Genomic DNA, 18,238 nt, shown 5'->3' on the forward strand with positions numbered 1-18,238 from the left:
GCGCCCCGGCCGTGTTTTTGGTAGCGAATGTCACTCCGTGGCAGCAACGTCGGCGCCGCCGCCGCAGCTACCCTGCACCACGTTGTAGTTGCCGCACTCGAGCGGTGCACGCCAGTCGCTGATCAGATCGCGGGAGCCTTCCAGGTAGTCTGACCAGGCATCCCCAGCGACGGTGGAGGGCGTTTCCCACACGACCGAGAATTGGCCGTTGTCCTGGATTTCACCGATCAGCACGGGCTTGGTGATGTGGTGGTTGGGCATCATGGTGGCGTAACCACCGGTGAGGTTGGGCACCGACACCCCAATAATGGCTTCCTTGACGGCGTCCACCTCGGTGGTACCGGCCTTGCGCACCGCTTCTGTCCACATGTTGAAGCCAATGTAGTGAGCTTCCATGGGGTCGTTGGTCACGGCGTTGTCGTCCCCTGTGTAGTCGTACCAGGCGTCGATAAAGTCGTAGTTGGCGTCTTCGTCGACGCTCATGAAGTAGTTCCAGGCTGCCAGGTGGCCTACCAAGGGAGCCGTATCCAGGCCGGACAGCTCCTGCTCACCTACGGAGAAGGCGACGACTGGAATATCAGCGGCATCAACGCCCTGATTGGCCAGCTCACGATAGAAGGGAACATTGGCGTCGCCGTTGATCGTGGAGACCACGGCGGTTTTCTTGCCCGCTCCGCCAAACTGCTTGATCTCGGAGACGATGTTCTGCCAATCCGAGTGACCGAAAGGGGTGTAGTTGACCATGATGTCCTCGTCGGCCACCCCCTGGGACTTCAGGTAGGCCTCGAGGATCTTGTTGGTGGTGCGCGGATAGACGTAGTCGGTACCCGCCAGCACCCAGCGCTCCACGCCGACATCGTTCATCAGGTAGTCGACGGCCGGAATGGCCTGCTGATTCGGTGCAGCGCCGGTGTAGAAGACGTTCTCGGAGGACTCTTCCCCCTCATACTGAACCGGGTAGAACAGCAGCCCATTAAGCTCTTCCACCACCGGCAACACGGACTTGCGAGAGACCGAGGTCCAGTTGCCGAAGATCACGTCGACCTCATCCTGGGCCAACAGCTCACGCGCTTTCTCGGCAAACAGCGGCCAGTTGGATGCCGGGTCAACCACCACCGGCTCCAGCTCGCGACCCAGCAATCCCCCCGCTTCATTCTGCTGCTCGATCAGCATCAGCATGGTGTCCTTAAGCGTCGACTCGCTGATCGCCATGGTGCCGGACAGGGAATGCAGGATGCCGACCTTGATCGGGTCCTCGTCGGCAACGGCGGGAGCCGCCATCGCCACAGACAGTGCTGACAGCGCAAAGGCAGAAAGCGCCAAGGAACGGCGGGCAGGATTGAGCACAGCAGAGGCCGAAGCTAAGGACATGGGAAATTCTCCAGGGTGACGTTGTCGTTATCGGAGTCGTGGCGACAGGTCGCGGTGCGCGATCGTCGCCTCACTCTGACAAAGCAAGTTCCATGCCACTTATGTTTTCACGGGCCCCGGTGTTATCTCCCGGTTCTCTTCGGACTGGCAAAGGCACCCTCTTGGTGCAGCCACCCTAGCCGACTTGCACCAAAAGCAGACGTTGACGTCTGCCATCCCAAAGCCTTAGTAACGTTCTTCAAGACGTTCCGCGCCATCCCGCTAAGAGCCGCCTTACGACTCACCCCCGAGCAGGCACAGGGTGATGACCTTCCCCGCTTCAATATGGAAGGCCACAGGCCACTCGATATGCTCGTGACAAGGCGCCCTCCCGTGGGCTGGTCCAGCAGATTGCCATGCGCACGACGGACGAAAGACAAGAAGGCCAGGCAGCGCACGATGCAGACAGACCTCCGCAAAGTCCACGTAGCGCTTTAGATCAGGAAAGATGGCCTTGTAGATCGCCTCCTTTGCACTGAAAAGAAGCGTCACCGCCATAGACCTCGATAGCCACCCTGGAAGGTGCAGGAGTTCAGCACCACTCGCGACCACCTCTGCCACGCTATCGGCCTCATCAGCGTCCAGACACTGCTCCACGTCAATGCCCACCCCTGCATATAAATCAGAGGGTGCCACGGCGGATAACGCCAGATCGCTGCAGTGAGAGATGCTGCCAAGCACGCCAGGGGGCCACCGCGGAAGACGGTCAGCCCCCCTGCCCGGCACCCCGCTGTCGATGCCCAACAGACCAAGCGCATAGACCGCGCAGAGTCGCCCGGCCCGGTACTCATCGCGCCGTTTCGCTACAGCGCCCTCCAATTCGGACGGCAACGGCACCCTGGCCAGCGCCTGTCGCACAGGCTCCTTGCTGCGCGCCCACGACATTTGCACCGCCCCACTGCTAGCGAGCCAGAAGCCAGCGATAGCGAGCCCAGGCCGGTGCAGTGCCCTCAGCTGGAAGGGCTGGCCGTAGGCCTGTCGATCGCCCGTGAGCGGAGTGCCAGCCCCGCCGATCGAGATGAAGCTCATTCCCCTTCTCGACCGACGGGGGCTGAACGGCTCAGGCAGTCACATTTGACATACTGCATCACCTTCGCCGATACGCTTACGTCTTCAAGGGGTCGGTCAGGTCGTTGACCAGCACCTCGGCGATCCAGTCAACGGCATCCAGCATCCCCATATGGGTCACTCCCGGGCATGGAATGAGGGCGGGTACCGTACGTGAGAACTCGGCAACGTTATTGTCAAAGACCGAGCTCAGCACCAGATCATCGGGGACACCACCAGGCCGGCCCTCGACGGGCGCCACCTCTTCCAGCGCCTTGAACAGCACGACCTGAGTACTCTTCAGCGGTCGCTCAAGGGCGGAGCGCAGCATGTCACGGTTGACCTCGTACAGCTCCTCCCAGCGGTTCAACAGAAACTCATCCGGCGGGATACCCTTGTTGACCAACTCCTGCTCGAAATCATCGCGCACGTCCTTGGCGTTACCAAGAAAGTCCGCGTCCCCCATGTTGAAGTAGGTGTCCAGCAGGTACAGACGAACCTTGGTGAAGCCTCGCTGCTCCAGCTGCCAGGCCATCTCGGTGGCGATATTGCCGCCCAGTGACCAACCCAGCAGGCGCACCTCCTGATCCACCGCCAGATGCTCCTCCATGACCTTGAGGTAGAGCGCTGCAATATTGATCAAAGAGGCTTCCGGTTGGACCACGGTGTGGTTGTAGTTGTCGATGCCGTAACAGGCGTAGTGTTCGCCCATGGCGTCGACCAACGTCCTGTACACATCACTGTTGCCGTAGCCTGCATGAACCATGAACAGCTTACTACCGCTCTCCCTGCCGCCGCCGAGGAAGCGCATCAGCATGCTGAGCTCCTCGCCTTCCCCGCTGGCGATGAACTCGGCCAGCTGGGACACCGTGGTGTAGCGATAGAACGCCGATACGGACACCGTGTGCCCTGCCTGGGCCCGCATCAGGGAGGTCAACTTGATCAGCTTGATCGAGTCTCCTCCCAACAGGAAGAAGTCATCCTCGACGCCGACCCGCTCATGGCCCAGCACCTCTTGCCACTGCTGGCACAGCTGAGCCTCGAGTGACGTCCTGGGCGCCACGTAGGCTTGGGCGGAGCCCTCCAGGGTCGGTGCAGGAAGCGCCTTGCGGTTGAGCTTGCCGTTGATGGTCAACGGAATCGCGTCAATGAACTGGCAGCTGGCTGGCACCATATAGGACGGCAGCCGCTCCGACAGGCGCTGCTTCAAGGTGGCGACCTCGATCTGCTGTTCCTCCGCGGACACCACATAGGCGGCAAGACTTTGCTGACCGGCGTCGCCATAAGCCACCACTACCGCCTGGCGCACCTCCGGCTGAGCCGTCAATGCCGCTTCGATCTCACCCAGTTCAATACGATTGCCCCTGATTTTCACCTGAGCATCATTACGCCCCAGGTAGAGCAGGCCGCCATCCGGTAGCCAGCGGACCAGGTCACCCGTGCGGTAGAGACGATGGCTACCGGGACAATGTGCATCCGGCTCCGGCGCCAGCGGGTTCTCGAGGAAGCGCTCCTGAGTCAGGCTGTCACGGTTCAGATAGCCCCGTCCTACACCGGCTCCACCAATGTAGAGTTCTCCTGTGGCGCCCACCGGGACAGGCAGCATGCCTTGATCAAGAACATATACCTGGGTATTCAACAGCGGCGTACCGATCTGCTGGGCGGCGTCTCCGGGGTGATAGCGATGGGCCGTCGCACAGACCGCGGCTTCGGTGGGACCATAGGCATTGTAGAGACGCAGATCGTCCCGATAGAAGCGGTCAAGCAGCTCGGTGACAGGCGCCTCACCACCCACTACCAGCGTCTTGAGCGAGCGCCAGTGACTCGGGTCGAGCTGCCCCAGCATGACCGGGGGCAGGATGGCCAGTTCGATTTTCTGCTCTTTGGCCACTCGATCAAGCTCGAGCACATCTCGCCTGACCTCGTGAGAACACACGACACAGCGAAGACCACAGGCAAGGCTGACAAACAGCTCAAACACGCTGGCGTCAAAGATGACGTCGGCGAACAGCAGGCTGGTGGCACACTCTTCCACCCCAAACCGCTGTCGCTGGGCCGCCACCAGATTGACCGCATGACGGTGCTCGATCATCGCCCCTTTCGGCACCCCCGTGGTGCCTGAGGTGTAGATGACATACGCCAGACTGTCCGGCGTTGCGACCGCTGTCGCGTCGTCTTCCGAGCCCAGCCAAGCGGCGTCATCGGTCAGCGTCACCAGCCCGGGCATCTGCGCCATGTCGGACCACCATCCCTGTAGCCTTGAACGGTACTGCTCATGACACAGCACCAAGCCGAGGCCAGCATCCTCCACGATAAAACGGGAACGCTCGTTCGGATGCTCCGGCGACATCGGTACGTAGGCGGCCCCCGCCTTGAGAATCCCGAGGATGGCCACGACCAGGTCGACATCGCGATCCAGGTAGAGGCCAATCAACGTATCCGCGGTGATCGGTCGCTGGAACAGCTCGACGTGCTGCTGACGCAGACCATGCGCGACGCGATTGGCTCTGCTGTTCAGCTGTGCATAGCTGAGCTGGACCGCGTCATCGACAAGGGCAATGGCGTCTGGGGTCCTTGCCACCTGGTCCTCAAACAGACCATGCAGGGTCATGGCGGAGGTCAGCGGCTGATGAGTGCTGTTCCACTGGTCCAGCAGTTGCGCTTTCTCCTCTTTAAGCAACAGCTCAATCTCGGAGTGGCGACCGCCCGTCGCCGCGATATGCACCATCTGCCCCACCACATGGGCCAGACGCTCGAGCAAACGCTGAGCGTTATCTTCACTCAACCAGCTGGCGTCAGACTCCAGCTTGAACGACAGCCGCCCCTGGTCCATGAAGACGATCAGCGACAGCGGGTAGTTGACCTTTTCCTGGGCCCCGCGCACATGACGCTTGGTGTCTCCGCTTTCACCGTCGGCCTTGGCCACCGGGTAATTCTCGAACACCACCAGGCTATGAAACAGCCGCTGCGCCCCAGGCTGCAGCTCGGCCAAGGGAATTCCACAGTGGGTGTTCATCTCCAGGGTCGTGGCCTGAACAGTGGCGAGCACATCACGTACCCTGCCATCGGCGGGCCAGTCGATGACCAGCGGCAGCGTATTGATGAACAGACCCGCGCTCTGCTCGATCCCTTGTACCGCAATATCGCGCCCGGAAAGCGTCATGCCGGTGATGGTCTGGGAGGCTCCGCTGTAGACCTGCAAGAGCTTGTGCCAAGCCGTCTGCACAATGGTGTTCAGGGTGACACCCAGCTCGTGACACAGAGACTGCATGCCGTCTTGCACCCGCTCCTCCAGCACCAGACCTGCCGCTACCGGGCTCCGTATGACTCGAGTATCACGCCACTCGCGACCCTCGAGCAGCCCCTCCAGACTGGTCTCACCTTCCCAGGTCACCTTCTTGGCGGTCCAATAGGAGCGGGTAGCGTCTGCCTGTCGCAGCTGATAGCGCTGGGCCTCGGCGTAGGCATCATCGCGCCCCGGACGTGGATGCTCCCCCCGCTCGATGGCATCGAAGTAGCCATGCAGGCTTTGCCACAACAGGGCGGTCGACCATCCGTCGGTCACCGCATGATGGGTATTGACCAGCACGGTCACTCCGTGAGTACCGCGCTGAATCAGCGTGACGCGGAACAGTCCCGGGCGCGACAGGTCGAAACTCTCCAAACGATCCTGCGCCTGAATCTCCTCAATGGTTCGATCATGCTCCTCAAGCGGTACGTCGCTGATGTCCTTAAGACGGAAGCAGTGTTCATCCAGCGTCAGTGATCTCGCCACCACCTGCAGGATATCGCCCTCCTCCCAGTCAAAGCCGATACGCAGGCTCGGATAGTGCTCCACCAACAGCTCCCATGCGCGGCGATAGTGGTCGATGCGCAAGCCCTCTGAATAGTCGACCAGCAGCTGCACGCGGTAGGCATCGTCCTCGGGATGATTCAAGGCATGGAAGATCATCCCCACCTGCAGGCTGTTGGCGGCATACAGCGCCTCGACATCGTAGCGCTGCTCCAGAGAACTTAGACGAGACAGGGTCAACCCTGTGACATCGAAGTCCGAAGGTGTGCGCACGCCACCAGTGCGCGCCGCATCCATGGCCGTGGCGGCCACCTCTTGAAGGCGCTCCTGCAGACGGTCTCTTACCTCGATGGAAACGCTTTCTCCCAGCTGGGTGGTGACGTCAAAGAACAGCTGATCGTCGAGCACGGCTCCGTTGATGTTGATGATAAAGCGATCGCGGTTGTCCGGAGACATGGCCCGCCCGCAGGGCTCCACCACCAGTCCATAGGTCGCCTGCTGCGGCGCTGAGAACTGGCCAAGATAGTTGAAGCTGATCCGCGGCATCGAGGCTTCCGGCAACCAGCCGGCCTGCTTCAGCGCACCGAAGCCAAGACCGCCGTCGGGAATGCCACGAAGTCCTTCCTTGGTCCTGATGATCACCTCTTCAGTGTCACCCTCGGTATTGACCCGCACCGGATACTGGACCGTGAACCAGCCCAGGGTAGACGACAGATCGATTCGATCGTCCAGGGGCTGACGACCATGGCCTTCCAGCAGCAGGGTCACGTCTGACTGCTTCAGCACATCTGCCAGAGCCAGGGACACGGCACTCACCAGCAGGTCATTGATCTGGGTGTGATAGCCGGCAGGGGCCTGATGCAGCAGTGCATCGGTGTCCTCTCGAGAAAATTCCAGCGTCGCCGAGGCAGGTGCTTGCAATGCCTGCTGCTGGCACCTTTCCTCGAGCCACTGCTCCCCGCCATCCGCGGCCACGACATGCCGCCAGTAACTGGCCTGCTCGGTGTGCTCCTGGGCGTAGCGATGGACCGCCGCCACCCACTGACGATAGCTGGTTGTCTTGGACGGCAGGCTGCCACCTTCCAGCAACTGCACCAGATCCCGTGCCAGAATCCGCCAGGACACTGCATCCACCACCAGATGATGCAGGGCAAAACAGAGGCGCGAGCGGCCATCGTCATAGCCGCTGAGGTGGATCACCTGCCACAGAGGTCCACGCTCGATGTCAAACTGGCTCTGATGCCGCGTCAATTCCTGCTGGAGCCACTCATCGTCACCCTCCGTCACCGACAGCGTGATCACCGGGGCGGGCATCATGTCCGGTGCATAGCACTGCCGATACCCTGACTTCTCACGCACGAACCGGCAGCAGAGCATGTCGTGCTGGTGGCTCAGTGCCATCAGGGCATCTTGCAGCTCGGGCACGGTCACGCGCTCGGGTATGGCCACCATGAAGGCCTGATTCCAATGCCCCGGCTGGGCAAACTCCTGCTCGAAAAACCACGATTGAATCGGCAACAGCGAGAACGTGCCGGCAAGCCGGCCCTGCTCGGCATCAATGTCGGCCCCATCCTGACGCTGGGCCAGGCGGGCCGCCAGCGACGAGATGCGAGGCGCGTCAAAGATGTCCCGACCCTGCAAGGCAATCCCCGCCTGCCTCAGTCTGGCGACCAGCTGAATACTGATGATGGAGTCGCCACCAATCTGGAAGAAGTCGTCCTCGATGCCGACCCTTTCACGCCCCAGTACCCGCGCCCAATGCTCGCAGAGTGTTGCTTCCAGGGTGGTGCGAGGCGCCACATAGGACTGCTGGCGATCCTCTTCCTCGGGTTCGGGAAGCGCCTGACGATCCAACTTGCCATTGATCGTCAGGGGAATCGCATCGATGCAGGTGCAGCTCGCCGGCATCATGTAGGACGGCAGCCGCTCCGCCAGCCGATGACGTAGCTCCGCCATGCTGATGGTTCGCTCTGGCGCCAGGATCACATAGGCCGCCAGACTCTGCTGCCCTGGCTGACCGTGGGCGACGACCACCGCCTGACTGATCTCCGGCTGCGACGTCAATGCGGTCTCGACCTCACCCAGCTCGATGCGGTACCCGCGTATCTTCACCTGGTCATCGTTACGTCCGAGATAGATCAGGCTGCCATCCTGCAGCCACCTCACCATATCGCCCGTGCGATACAGACGTGCCCCTTGCTCACCGTGAGTGCTTGCCCCCGCGAAGGGGTCCGCCACGAAGCGCTCCCGGGTCAACGCATCGCGATGCAGATATCCCCGGCCCACCCCAGCGCCACCGATATACAGCTCTCCAACGGCACCGACGGGTACCGGAGCCATCTGCTCATCAAGCACATGCACCTGCACGTTGGTCAGTGGCTTGCCGATCTTGGCGGAGGGATCCCCAGGCTGATAGCGGTGAGCCGTGGCACAGACGGTGCCCTCGGTAGGTCCGTAGGCGTTGAAAAGCCTCAGGTCCTCGCGATGGAAGCGGTCGAGAAAGTCCCTGACCGGCGCCTCTCCTCCCACCACCAGCGTCTTCAACGAACGCCAACAGGCTGGATCCAACTGCCCGAGCATGACCGGCGGCAGTATGGTCAGCTCGATCTGGTAGCTCTGGGCCAGGTCATTCAGCAAGGCCACATCCCGTCTGGCCTCCTGCGAACACAGCACGCAGCGAAGTCCCGACGCCAGACTGACGAACAGCTCGAACACGCTGGCATCGAAGATAATATCCGCATAGAGCAGGCTGGTAGTGCAATCCAGCACGCCAAAGCGCTCTTGCTGGGCCTCGACCAGGTGGACCGCATGGCGGTGCTCGATCATCACGCCCTTGGGGGTCCCCGTCGTGCCCGAGGTGTAGATCACATAAGCCAGGTGATCTTCCTGGGCCATCGGTGCCACGGGCTCAGACGCCCCCAGCCAGGAGGCATCGGCCGCCATTGTCAGCAATACAGGCTTCGATGCGACTTCCTCCATGCATTCGCTCCAGCGGGTCTGATACTCCTGCTGGCAAAGCAGCACTCCCAGCTTGGCATCGTCGGCCATGAACACGGACCGGTCCCGCGGATGCTCGGGCGACAGGGGGACGTAGGCGCCTCCTGCCTTGAGAATGCCGAGGATCGCCACGATCATGTCGACACGACGGTCCAGGTACAGGCCTACCCGAGTATCGGGTGCCATCGGCTGCCCGGCATGGGCGCTGGCGTACTCGTGGCGCAGCCCGTGAGCGACCTGATTGGCCCGTGCGTCCAGCTCTCGATAGGTCAGCGAGGTGTGCTCATCCACCAGCGCCGTGGCCTCCGGAGTGCGCGCCACCTGGGCCTCGAACAGTCCATGCAGGGTGACACCAGAACGACGGGGAGCGCTGGTCGCGTTCCAGTGCTGGATCAACTCCCGCTCGCCCTTCAGCAGAAGCGACAGGTCTACATGGTGCGCATCCGGGGCCTCCACGACTTGCCCAATGACCCTCACTAGCCGCTGCAGCAACGCCATCGCATCGGCATCACTCAACCAGCGGCTGTCCGAGTCCAGGCGGAAGATCAGTTTCCCGCCCATCTCTCTGGCGACAAGGGCGAGCGGATAGTCCAGTTTTTCCTGGATCGCCCGTACCGAGCGCGTCTGCTCCAGGGCGCCGCCCTCTGCCGGCGCCGGATAGTTCTCGAATACCACCAGGCTATGGAACAGCCGCTGCCCTCCCTCCTGCAGCTCCGCCAGAGACACTTCGGTATAGGTGTTCATATCGACGGTCGCACGCTGCACCGCGTTGAGCACATCGCGCACCGTCGCCTTGGCCTCCCAGTCGATGACGAGGGGCAAGGTATTGATGTAGAGACCGATGCTGTGCTCGATCCCTTCTACGGGCAGATCGCGGCCCGACAGCGTCATCCCGGTAATGGTCTGGGTGGCGCCACTGAACCCTTGCAGCAGCTTGTGCCAGGCCATCTGAACCAGCGTATTGAAGGTCAGACCGGAGGCGTGACACAGGGCCTGCATGCGACGATAAAGGTCCTCATCCACGGTCAAGGCCGACGATAGCGGCTGCTGAACCACCCGCGCCTCACGCCATCCGCGGCCCGCGAGCAATCCGTCGAGCGTTGTGGGGCCCTGCCAGGTATTCCGTTTTTGTTGCCACCAGGCCGCGGAACGTCTGCGATGATTGAGATAATGACGCTGAGCCGCACCATAGGCACGGTCGCGACATACCGTGGGGCAGCGTCCCTGAGTCAGCGCATCGTAGAAGCCATGCAGGCTCTGCCACAGTAGCGAGGTAGACCACCCATCGCTGATGGCGTGGTGAACGGTAATCAGCACCGTGGCGTTGCTTTCTCCTCGACTGAACACGGTGACCCGGAAGAGTCCAGGCAACGACAGGTCAAAACCTTCGTCGCGATCAGCCTGGCACGCTTCCTCGATAATATGCTCCTGATCTTCCGGGCGAACGGACGAAAGGTCTCGAACCCTGAAATGGCGATCCGACAAGGCAATCTGGCGTTCTGCCAATTGCAGAATCTCGTCGCCGTCCCAATCGAAGCCAATCCTGAGACTCTCGTACTGGGCCACCAACAGTTCCCAGGCACGTCGATACTGATCCAGGTTGACACCCGTGGTGTAGTCCACCAGTACCTGAACACGATACGCATCATCTTCGGGATAGTTCAGCGCATGGGAAATCATGCCCTTCTGCAAGCTTGTCGCAACGTAGACCGCCTCCACATCGCGGCGATCCGTCAGGCGCAGCCACCTCTCCATCGAGATGCCTTGAATAGCAAAATCAGATGGCGTGTGCCTACCGCTACCACGGGAGGCTTCCAACGCCAATTGCACGACTTCAGCCAGTCTCGTCAGAAAGGACTCGGCCAGCGTGCAGGCGGTCTCAGCCCCTAGGCAGGTCACTAGATCCACCTGTAGCTCACCCCCGACCACCCGGCTGATGACCTGCACTTGCACAATCGACATCGACTCGCCAGCAGGACCTGGATCCACAATGCCGCTCAACTCGGCGTCGAGCAGGTGCTGAGTGTCTTCCGCCACGTCACCCAGGAAGCAAAAGCTGGCCAGGGGCTGTGCTCCTCCCTGTGATGCAGAGAGTGACGAAGTGTCTGGCAAAGGGGCTGGCGAAGGTCGCGATAAGGGGTCTGGCAAGCCGCCCTGTACCATTGGGACGAGTGCGCGGTTCAGGTGTGCTCGCACCGCCTCCTTCACCCCCATCACCAAGGTATCCAGCTCCCCCTTCGCCAACACGGAAAGCATGTAGGGGAAGGTAAATTGCCCGACCGTAGCGTCAAGGTCGAGCGAGGCGTTGCCGCCATGTCGCCCGCCATGACGGCCAGCATGGCGATAGTCTCCCTCCAGCAACAGCATGACCTCCGGCTGCTCAAGGGTGTCAGCAAGGGCCTGGCTCAGTGCACTGATCAACAGCTCGTCCACGCGGCTATGAAAGCCGGCAGGCGCTTCCTTCAGCAGCACCAGGGTGTCTTCCGTCGACAGTGACCGAGTGACACGCTGCCACTCCTGGCTTGCCCCCGCGACAAGCGCGTCTGCCTCAACAGCATGCCTTTCACCGTCCAACGCAGCAGGTAACGTCTGGCCATCAAGCGTAGAGGCGCTTCCTGACGACTCCACCCACTGGCGAAAACTGCTGGTCTTGGCGGGTAGGGGCTCGCCCGCCAGCAGCCTTTGCAGATCCCGCCGCAGAATCTGCAGGGATGTACGATCTGCCAGCAAGGGATGAACGAACAGCATCAGCGCCCCAGGCTTTCCCGCTCTTGCCGTCAGCGCGGACTGCCACAAGGGGTCCACCGCCACGTCACAAGCCATCCATTGGCGGGCCAAGGCCAGCGCCTGGGTCGTCACGTCATGGTCACACCCGTCGAGGGTCGCTAGCGCAGGCAAAGGGGCGTCGGCGATATAGTGCTGTTGCCATTCACCGTCAACCAGCAAGGGGCGACTACGCAGCATGTCGTGCTGATCTGCAAGCCGCCCCAGGGCGACCTTGATCTCCTGTTCACCGACGCCCTCTGGCGTTTCTACCAACACGAGCTGCCCCGAGTCACGTGCCAGCTTGAAAGCGTCGGTCAGCATACTGGTGGCGGCGCCAGCCTGGTAGGCGCCCGAAGACGCCTCCGCCACCGCCGCTGTGTCATGGTCCTGTGGCAACACGGTTAGCTGCTGCGCGTCCGGCTCCACCTGAGTTGCACTGTCTCCCTGACACCTGCCGGCACCGCTCGAAAGCCAGTGACGTTGGGTCGACGCCAAGGCGAAGGCTCCGGACAGCGTTCCCTGTTCCGCTTCATCGACGCTGATGCGTTGCTGCAGCAGTGCTGCGAGTGACGAGATGCGAGAGGCTTCGAAGAGATCGCGTCCCTGCAGGCGAATTCCCGCCTGCCGCAGACGCCCCACCAGCTGGATGGCAATGATGGAATCACCGCCTATCTGGAAAAAGTCATCCTCGATACCCACCCGCTCCAAGCCAAGTGCACTGGCCCAGTGCTCGCACAGCGACTGCTCCAACGCGGTGCGAGGGGCCACGTACTGATCCTGGCCTATCGCCGTCTGGCTCGGGGCCGGCAACGCTCGCTTGTCCACCTTGCCGTTGATGGTCAGCGGAATCGCGTCGATTCCCTGAATGCTTGTCGGCAGCATGTAGGGAGGAAGTCGCTCGGCCAGTCGCTGCCTCAGGCTCGCCAGCTCGAGGCTCTGGCCGTCTACCATCACCACATAAGCCGCCAACGCGTAATGCGGCGACTCCCCCCAGGCAATAACGGCCGCCTGGTGAACGTCAGGCTGGGCCACCAAGGCAGCTTCGATCTCGCCAAGCTCGATGCGGTAGCCCCGCACCTTGACCTGGGTATCGTTACGTCCGAGGTATAGCAGGTGACCACTAGGCAACCAGCGCACCAGGTCACCGGTACGGTAAAGTCGCGTATGCCCGAGGGCACGCTGGTCATCCGTAGCGAAGGGATTGTCGACGAAGCGCTCCCGGGTCAACTCATCACGGCCAAGATACCCCCGGGCAACACCGGCCCCACCTATGTAGAGCTCACCAATGGCGCCTATCGGCACCTCAGCCATATGCTTGTTCAGTACATGCGCCTGAACATTGACTAACGGCGTGCCAATCATTGTCGCCGGGTCACCGGGACGATAGAGATGAGCCGTGGCGCATACCGCTGCTTCGGTCGGACCATACCCATTGAACAGGCGACGTCCCTCGTTGAAGAAGCGATCCATCAACTTGGCGGTCGGTGCCTCTCCACCTACTACCAATGCCCGCAGCGACGACCAACGCTTAGGATCAAGCTGACCGAGCAATACCGGGGGCAAAGTGGCCAGCTCTATCGCCTGCTGCTCGGCCAATTGACTCAGCAGTGCAGGGTCGTGTCGTGCGGCCTGGGAACAAATGACACTCTTCGAGCCTGCTAGGAGGCCCACAAAAAGCTCCGATACGCTGGCATCGAAAATGGTATCTGCGTACAGGAGGCTGGTAGCACACTCATGGGCATCCAGGATCGCCTGCTGAGCCAGTACCAGGTGGACAGCATGACGATGCTCCACCATTACACCTTTAGGCTGCCCAGTGGTACCCGAGGTGTAGATGACGTAGGCGAGATGGTGATCGCTGGCCACCTTAGGGGGGCGTGTCTCTTCACCTAACCAGGCGGCGTCCGGTGTCATCGTCAACACGATGGGGCTATCGGTCACGCCGCTCAGGCCATCGCGCAGTCGCTCCTGATATTGCGCATGACACAAGATGAACGCAGGAGCGGCATCTGCCGCGATAAAACCCAGGCGCTCGCCAGGGTGCTCTGGCGACAGTGGGAGATAACCGGCGCCTGCCTTCAGCGCACCGAGTATCGCGACCACGAGATCCACGGTGCGATCCAGATAGAGTCCTACCAAGGAATCTGGCGCCAGCGCGCTTCCGCGCTGCTGCTCACTCTGGAGCCGCAGTCCATGCGCCACACGGTTGGAGAGCACATCGAGTTCGGCAAAGCTCAGGGTCACCTGGCCGTCGGTCAACGCTGGCGCCTGTGGCGTCTGACGTACCTGGGCCTCGAACATATCGGTCAGGGTCGTGCCCACGGGCAAGGGAGCCGTAGCCGAGTTCCACTGACGCATTGCGGCGAGATCATCTGCACTGGGAAGACACAGACTGGCGACCGTACGGTCCGCTGCCCGCACGCCTCGCGCCATGAGATCGATCATGGCACTCATCATCTGCTCGGCATCCGACTCACTGAAGTAGTGATCGGAATAGATCAAACGAATCTGCAGGCTCCTGCCACTACCGTAGTCCAGCAGCTTGATCTGCAGTGGAAGGATCACATCCGTGGGATTGAGCTCTTCTGTATAGGACGCCACCTGATCGTCAAAATTGTTGTACATCATGACGATGTCGCAGTGATCCTGAGTGCTGTCCTGCTGCATTCGCCGCACTTCGGCGGCCGGATAGCAGCCGTGTCTGAATGCCTTGAGGGTGTTTCGCCCCGCTCTCGCCACCAGGTCGGAGAACGACGCCTCTCGCATCTCTGTGACTGGACAGTGCACCAAGGCCGCATTCGCCTGCATCCCGATGGTCTGCTCTGCACTCTTGCCGCGACGCCCATGGAGAGCCAGACCAAAGACCAGGCTATCTCCCGCCGTCTGTGTCGCAAAATGACAGCCACAGGCAGCTATCAAGACGCTCAGGGGGCTGGCACCCGTGCTTTCACAATATTCTTTGATCGAGCGGTTCACCGCTTCAGGTAGATCTCGGTTCAGCCACTTTCCTTGCTGCTTGGTAGAGCTTCGGTACCAGGCATTCAGACGCGTCACCTCGTGGGATGACAGAAAGTCACGCCAATACGCCTCGTCCTTGCGATACCTGGAAGAGCTCAAATACTCGCGAGCCGAATAGACTTGTGGCAGATAGGCGGGAGACGCCTTCAACCACTCGACACTGGCGTCATCGAGAAGACATTGATACGCCTTTCTCAATGATTCTCGCAGCACCGCCAGGCCAACACCATCGACAAAAACGTGGTGAGTCATCAAGCACAGAAAGTAGGAATTATCACCCAACCCTAGCAAGCTTAAAGACACAGGACCTGTGGATCTATCCGTAAAGTCTGGCGCCCCATCAATCTGCTGTTTCATCCATTCCCTGGCGGCTGACCGGGGATCTTCTGCCTGAGAAAAGTCCAGGCATTCCAGTGATGTCTTCAGTTCACCAAACGGCAGCACCTGCTGGCCTACGCTCCCGTCAGGAGCGATCTCCAGCACCAGCCGCAGGCAATCGTGCTGCTTGACCAACAGCGTCCAGGCGTCAGCCAGGCGTTCCACTTCGCTCTGAGAACCCAAGCGAACTTCATCGTACCACCCCAGTCGAAACTTCGAACTCTTCGGCTCGATCATCTGGGAGACATAGACGCCTTCCTGGACAGGATGTAGAGGATGGATAGCGGATTCTTTTGATGCATCTGAGAGCAATGAAGCAGACATGATCTTGGGCACTCAATTAACGGACTTATTCCGCCATAGATAACCCAACACCACCCACAAAAACACCCTGAACGACATCCAGAGTCAATCACTGACAAAAAAAGGTACGACAAAGCACAGGCCAGGCTAAAAGTGCATAAATATCGCACGAACATCCCACGCAAAAAAGCCAATATAAACGCAAACAAGAGCCACAACAACCACACAAGAAACAGCGCAAAAAGTCCAAAAAAACGCAGAAATGTATGAAACATCATCTACTGAATGATGAATTTTCTCACACCACAAAAGACATTAACTGCTTCAATAGAATCTGTTATATCGGTTTATCTTTATTAGGTATGACCAAGTCAATATGCACACACATCACTAACATTGATGGGAACAGCAAGAACAACACATAGCTGCCCTGACCTTTCCCCTCATCAGCCGCTCGTTGAAAAGGATCTTAACCGCACCCAGTGCCGAGCCCAGTGCCGAGCCCAGTGCCTTAGAACAGCCGCTCGTCTCGGGAGTGACGAGAGCTACCGACAAAGAAAACCGCCAGACCATTGGTCTGGCGGTTTCGCCGTTGATTCAGCCGAACGCTATACCGAGCCTCCAAATCATCAAGCCCCAATATCACCAAGCCCCTGTATCAAGCCCTATGTGCGCCCCAACTGATCCAGCACCGCTTCGGTGAAGACTCGACATCCCGCCTGTCCGCCAAACTCGCGGGGGCGGTGCAGGCCAGCTTCCAGCACCTTATCAATCGCCAGGCGCAAACGCTCCGCCGCCAGCGACAGTCGCTCATCATGGTGGCCCGAGGCCAACCATTCGAGCATCATGGCCCCGGACAGCAGTGTCGCGATCGGGTTGGCGGCATCCTGCCCGGCAATATCCGGTGCGCTGCCGTGGGCTCCCTGGAACAGGCCATGTCGGTCACCAAGTTCCGCCGATGGCGATACGCCCATACCGCCCACGGTGGCAGCACCAAGATCGGAAATGATATCGCCGAAAAGGTTCTCTGCGACGATGACATCATAGAAGTCGGGACGTTTGACCAGGTGGACCGTCATGGCGTCCACGTAAGCGTAGTCCCGCTCAATGTCATCGAAGTCGACGCTGACCTGGTCACAGACCCGTCGAAAGAAGGCGTAGCTTCTCAAGATATTGGCCTTGTCGCAGACGGTCACGCGGTGCTTTCCATCGCGAGGGGCACCTTGACGTCGGCGCGACAACTCACAGGCGAAGCGCGCTACCCGTTCGGTCCCCTTGCGAGTGATCACCAGACTATCGCTGGCCATCTCGTCTCTGAGCACCACCCCCGCTCCGCGGCTGGCATACAGCCCTTCAGTGTTCTCACGCACGATCACGTAGTCGATGGTGCCGGGCTGGTGATGCCTCAGCGGCGACTCCACCCCAGGCAGCAGCCGAATGGGCCGCACGTTGGCATACAGGTCAAGGCCAAAGCGCAGCTTCAAGTGAAGGTCGTTGCCCACTTCAGTGCCATCGTCATAGGTCACCCCGGGAAGCCCCGCAGCCCCGTGCAGAATGGCATGGCTGTCTCGGCATGCCGCCAGCGTCTCTGCAGGTAACACCTCTCCGGTCTTCTGATAGTGACCTGCACCACCATCCAACCACTCAAACATCAGTACATCAGGGCCCAGCAGGGCGTCCAGCACCCTTACCGTCGCCTCAGTGACCTCTGGGCCAATGCCATCACCGGCAATGGTTGCGATGCGATAGCTCACGTGGCGTCCTCTTATGGTTATTGTGTTCAAGAGAACGATCATAACGCATGATTCGGGCATGCTCGGAGAGCGTCTTTCCAACAACGGGTAGACAGCAGTTCGCACCGACATCGTGTTTGCTTGCCGATCGCTAGGATAATCCACTCAGCAGCACGGCCGTGCCCCCACTTCGGCCTTGTGCCTCAAGCCCCGCGCGAATCCCCGCCCGCTCTTCGTCGCTCTTGTTCTGGCTGGCCTTGTGCTTGCCGCTCAATGACTCCACCACCAACTCTACCCCTACGATGCCTCGCTGCATTTTTTGCAGGTAGTCATGTGGCGCATCGTCGATGCTCCACGGGTCGTCCCTGGGCTGTTCAAAACGATCCACCAGGTCACGCAGGTGTGAGGCGAACCAATCACCATCTTCGGGAAAGCTCAGCTGGCCTTGCGCGTGCACCACCTGATAGTTCCAGGTAGGCACCACACGTCCATGAACCTGCTTATCGGGATACCAGCTCGGGGAGATATAGGCATCCGGGCCCTGAAACACCGCCACCGCGTGCGCCAACCGGCGCTGCCACAGACGATTGCCACGTGCGATGTGCCCTCGCAGTACAGTACCTCCCGACGTCTCCGTGTACAGCAGCGGCAGGTGGTTGATATGCATACCATCGTCGCCATGGGTCACCAGTGTTGCGAAGGGATGGCGCTGCATCACTGCCACCATGGCGGCATGCTCCGTCATGGTAAAGTGCTTGGGTTGGTACATAGTTCGTGTGTCCTTGGTAGGGGT

The 18,238-nt window shown here is 60.5% G+C and carries 5 protein-coding genes; all 5 read right to left on the minus strand.

Features of this window, described 5'->3' with window-relative positions; genetic code table 11:
* Window positions 1-30 precede the first annotated feature (30 nt).
* The 5 genes from urtA to KUV86_RS18130 all read right to left on the minus strand — a co-directional run bounded on the left by urtA (window position 31) and on the right by KUV86_RS18130 (window position 18,214).
* Window positions 31-1,281 carry an urea ABC transporter substrate-binding protein gene (urtA, locus tag KUV86_RS18110; protein ID WP_224852092.1) on the minus strand — a complete coding sequence of 417 codons (1,251 nt, stop codon included), beginning with the start codon at window positions 1,279-1,281 and terminating at the stop codon, window positions 31-33.
* A 363-nt stretch (window positions 1,282-1,644) separates the two neighbouring features.
* Window positions 1,645-2,439 (minus strand): 4'-phosphopantetheinyl transferase, encoded by a 795-nt coding sequence (locus KUV86_RS18115; RefSeq protein ID WP_222486030.1) that lies wholly within the window; start codon window positions 2,437-2,439, stop codon window positions 1,645-1,647.
* Between the two features lie 76 nt (window positions 2,440-2,515).
* The gene (locus KUV86_RS18120; RefSeq protein WP_222486032.1) at window positions 2,516-15,733 is read right to left on the minus strand and encodes a non-ribosomal peptide synthetase; all 13,218 of its coding nucleotides are present in this window, start codon (window positions 15,731-15,733) and stop codon (window positions 2,516-2,518) included.
* Between the two features lie 644 nt (window positions 15,734-16,377).
* The gene (locus KUV86_RS18125) at window positions 16,378-17,466 is read right to left on the minus strand and encodes an isocitrate/isopropylmalate dehydrogenase family protein (RefSeq protein ID WP_222486034.1); all 1,089 of its coding nucleotides are present in this window, start codon (window positions 17,464-17,466) and stop codon (window positions 16,378-16,380) included.
* Between the two features lie 130 nt (window positions 17,467-17,596).
* Window positions 17,597-18,214 carry an FMN-binding negative transcriptional regulator gene (locus KUV86_RS18130; protein WP_206944677.1) on the minus strand — a complete coding sequence of 206 codons (618 nt, stop codon included), beginning with the start codon at window positions 18,212-18,214 and terminating at the stop codon, window positions 17,597-17,599.
* Window positions 18,215-18,238: the final 24 nt, after the last annotated feature.

Origin of the sequence: Halomonas sp. DP8Y7-3 (assembly GCF_019801675.1) — a bacterium.
Classification (GTDB): domain Bacteria; phylum Pseudomonadota; class Gammaproteobacteria; order Pseudomonadales; family Halomonadaceae; genus Halomonas; species Halomonas litopenaei_A.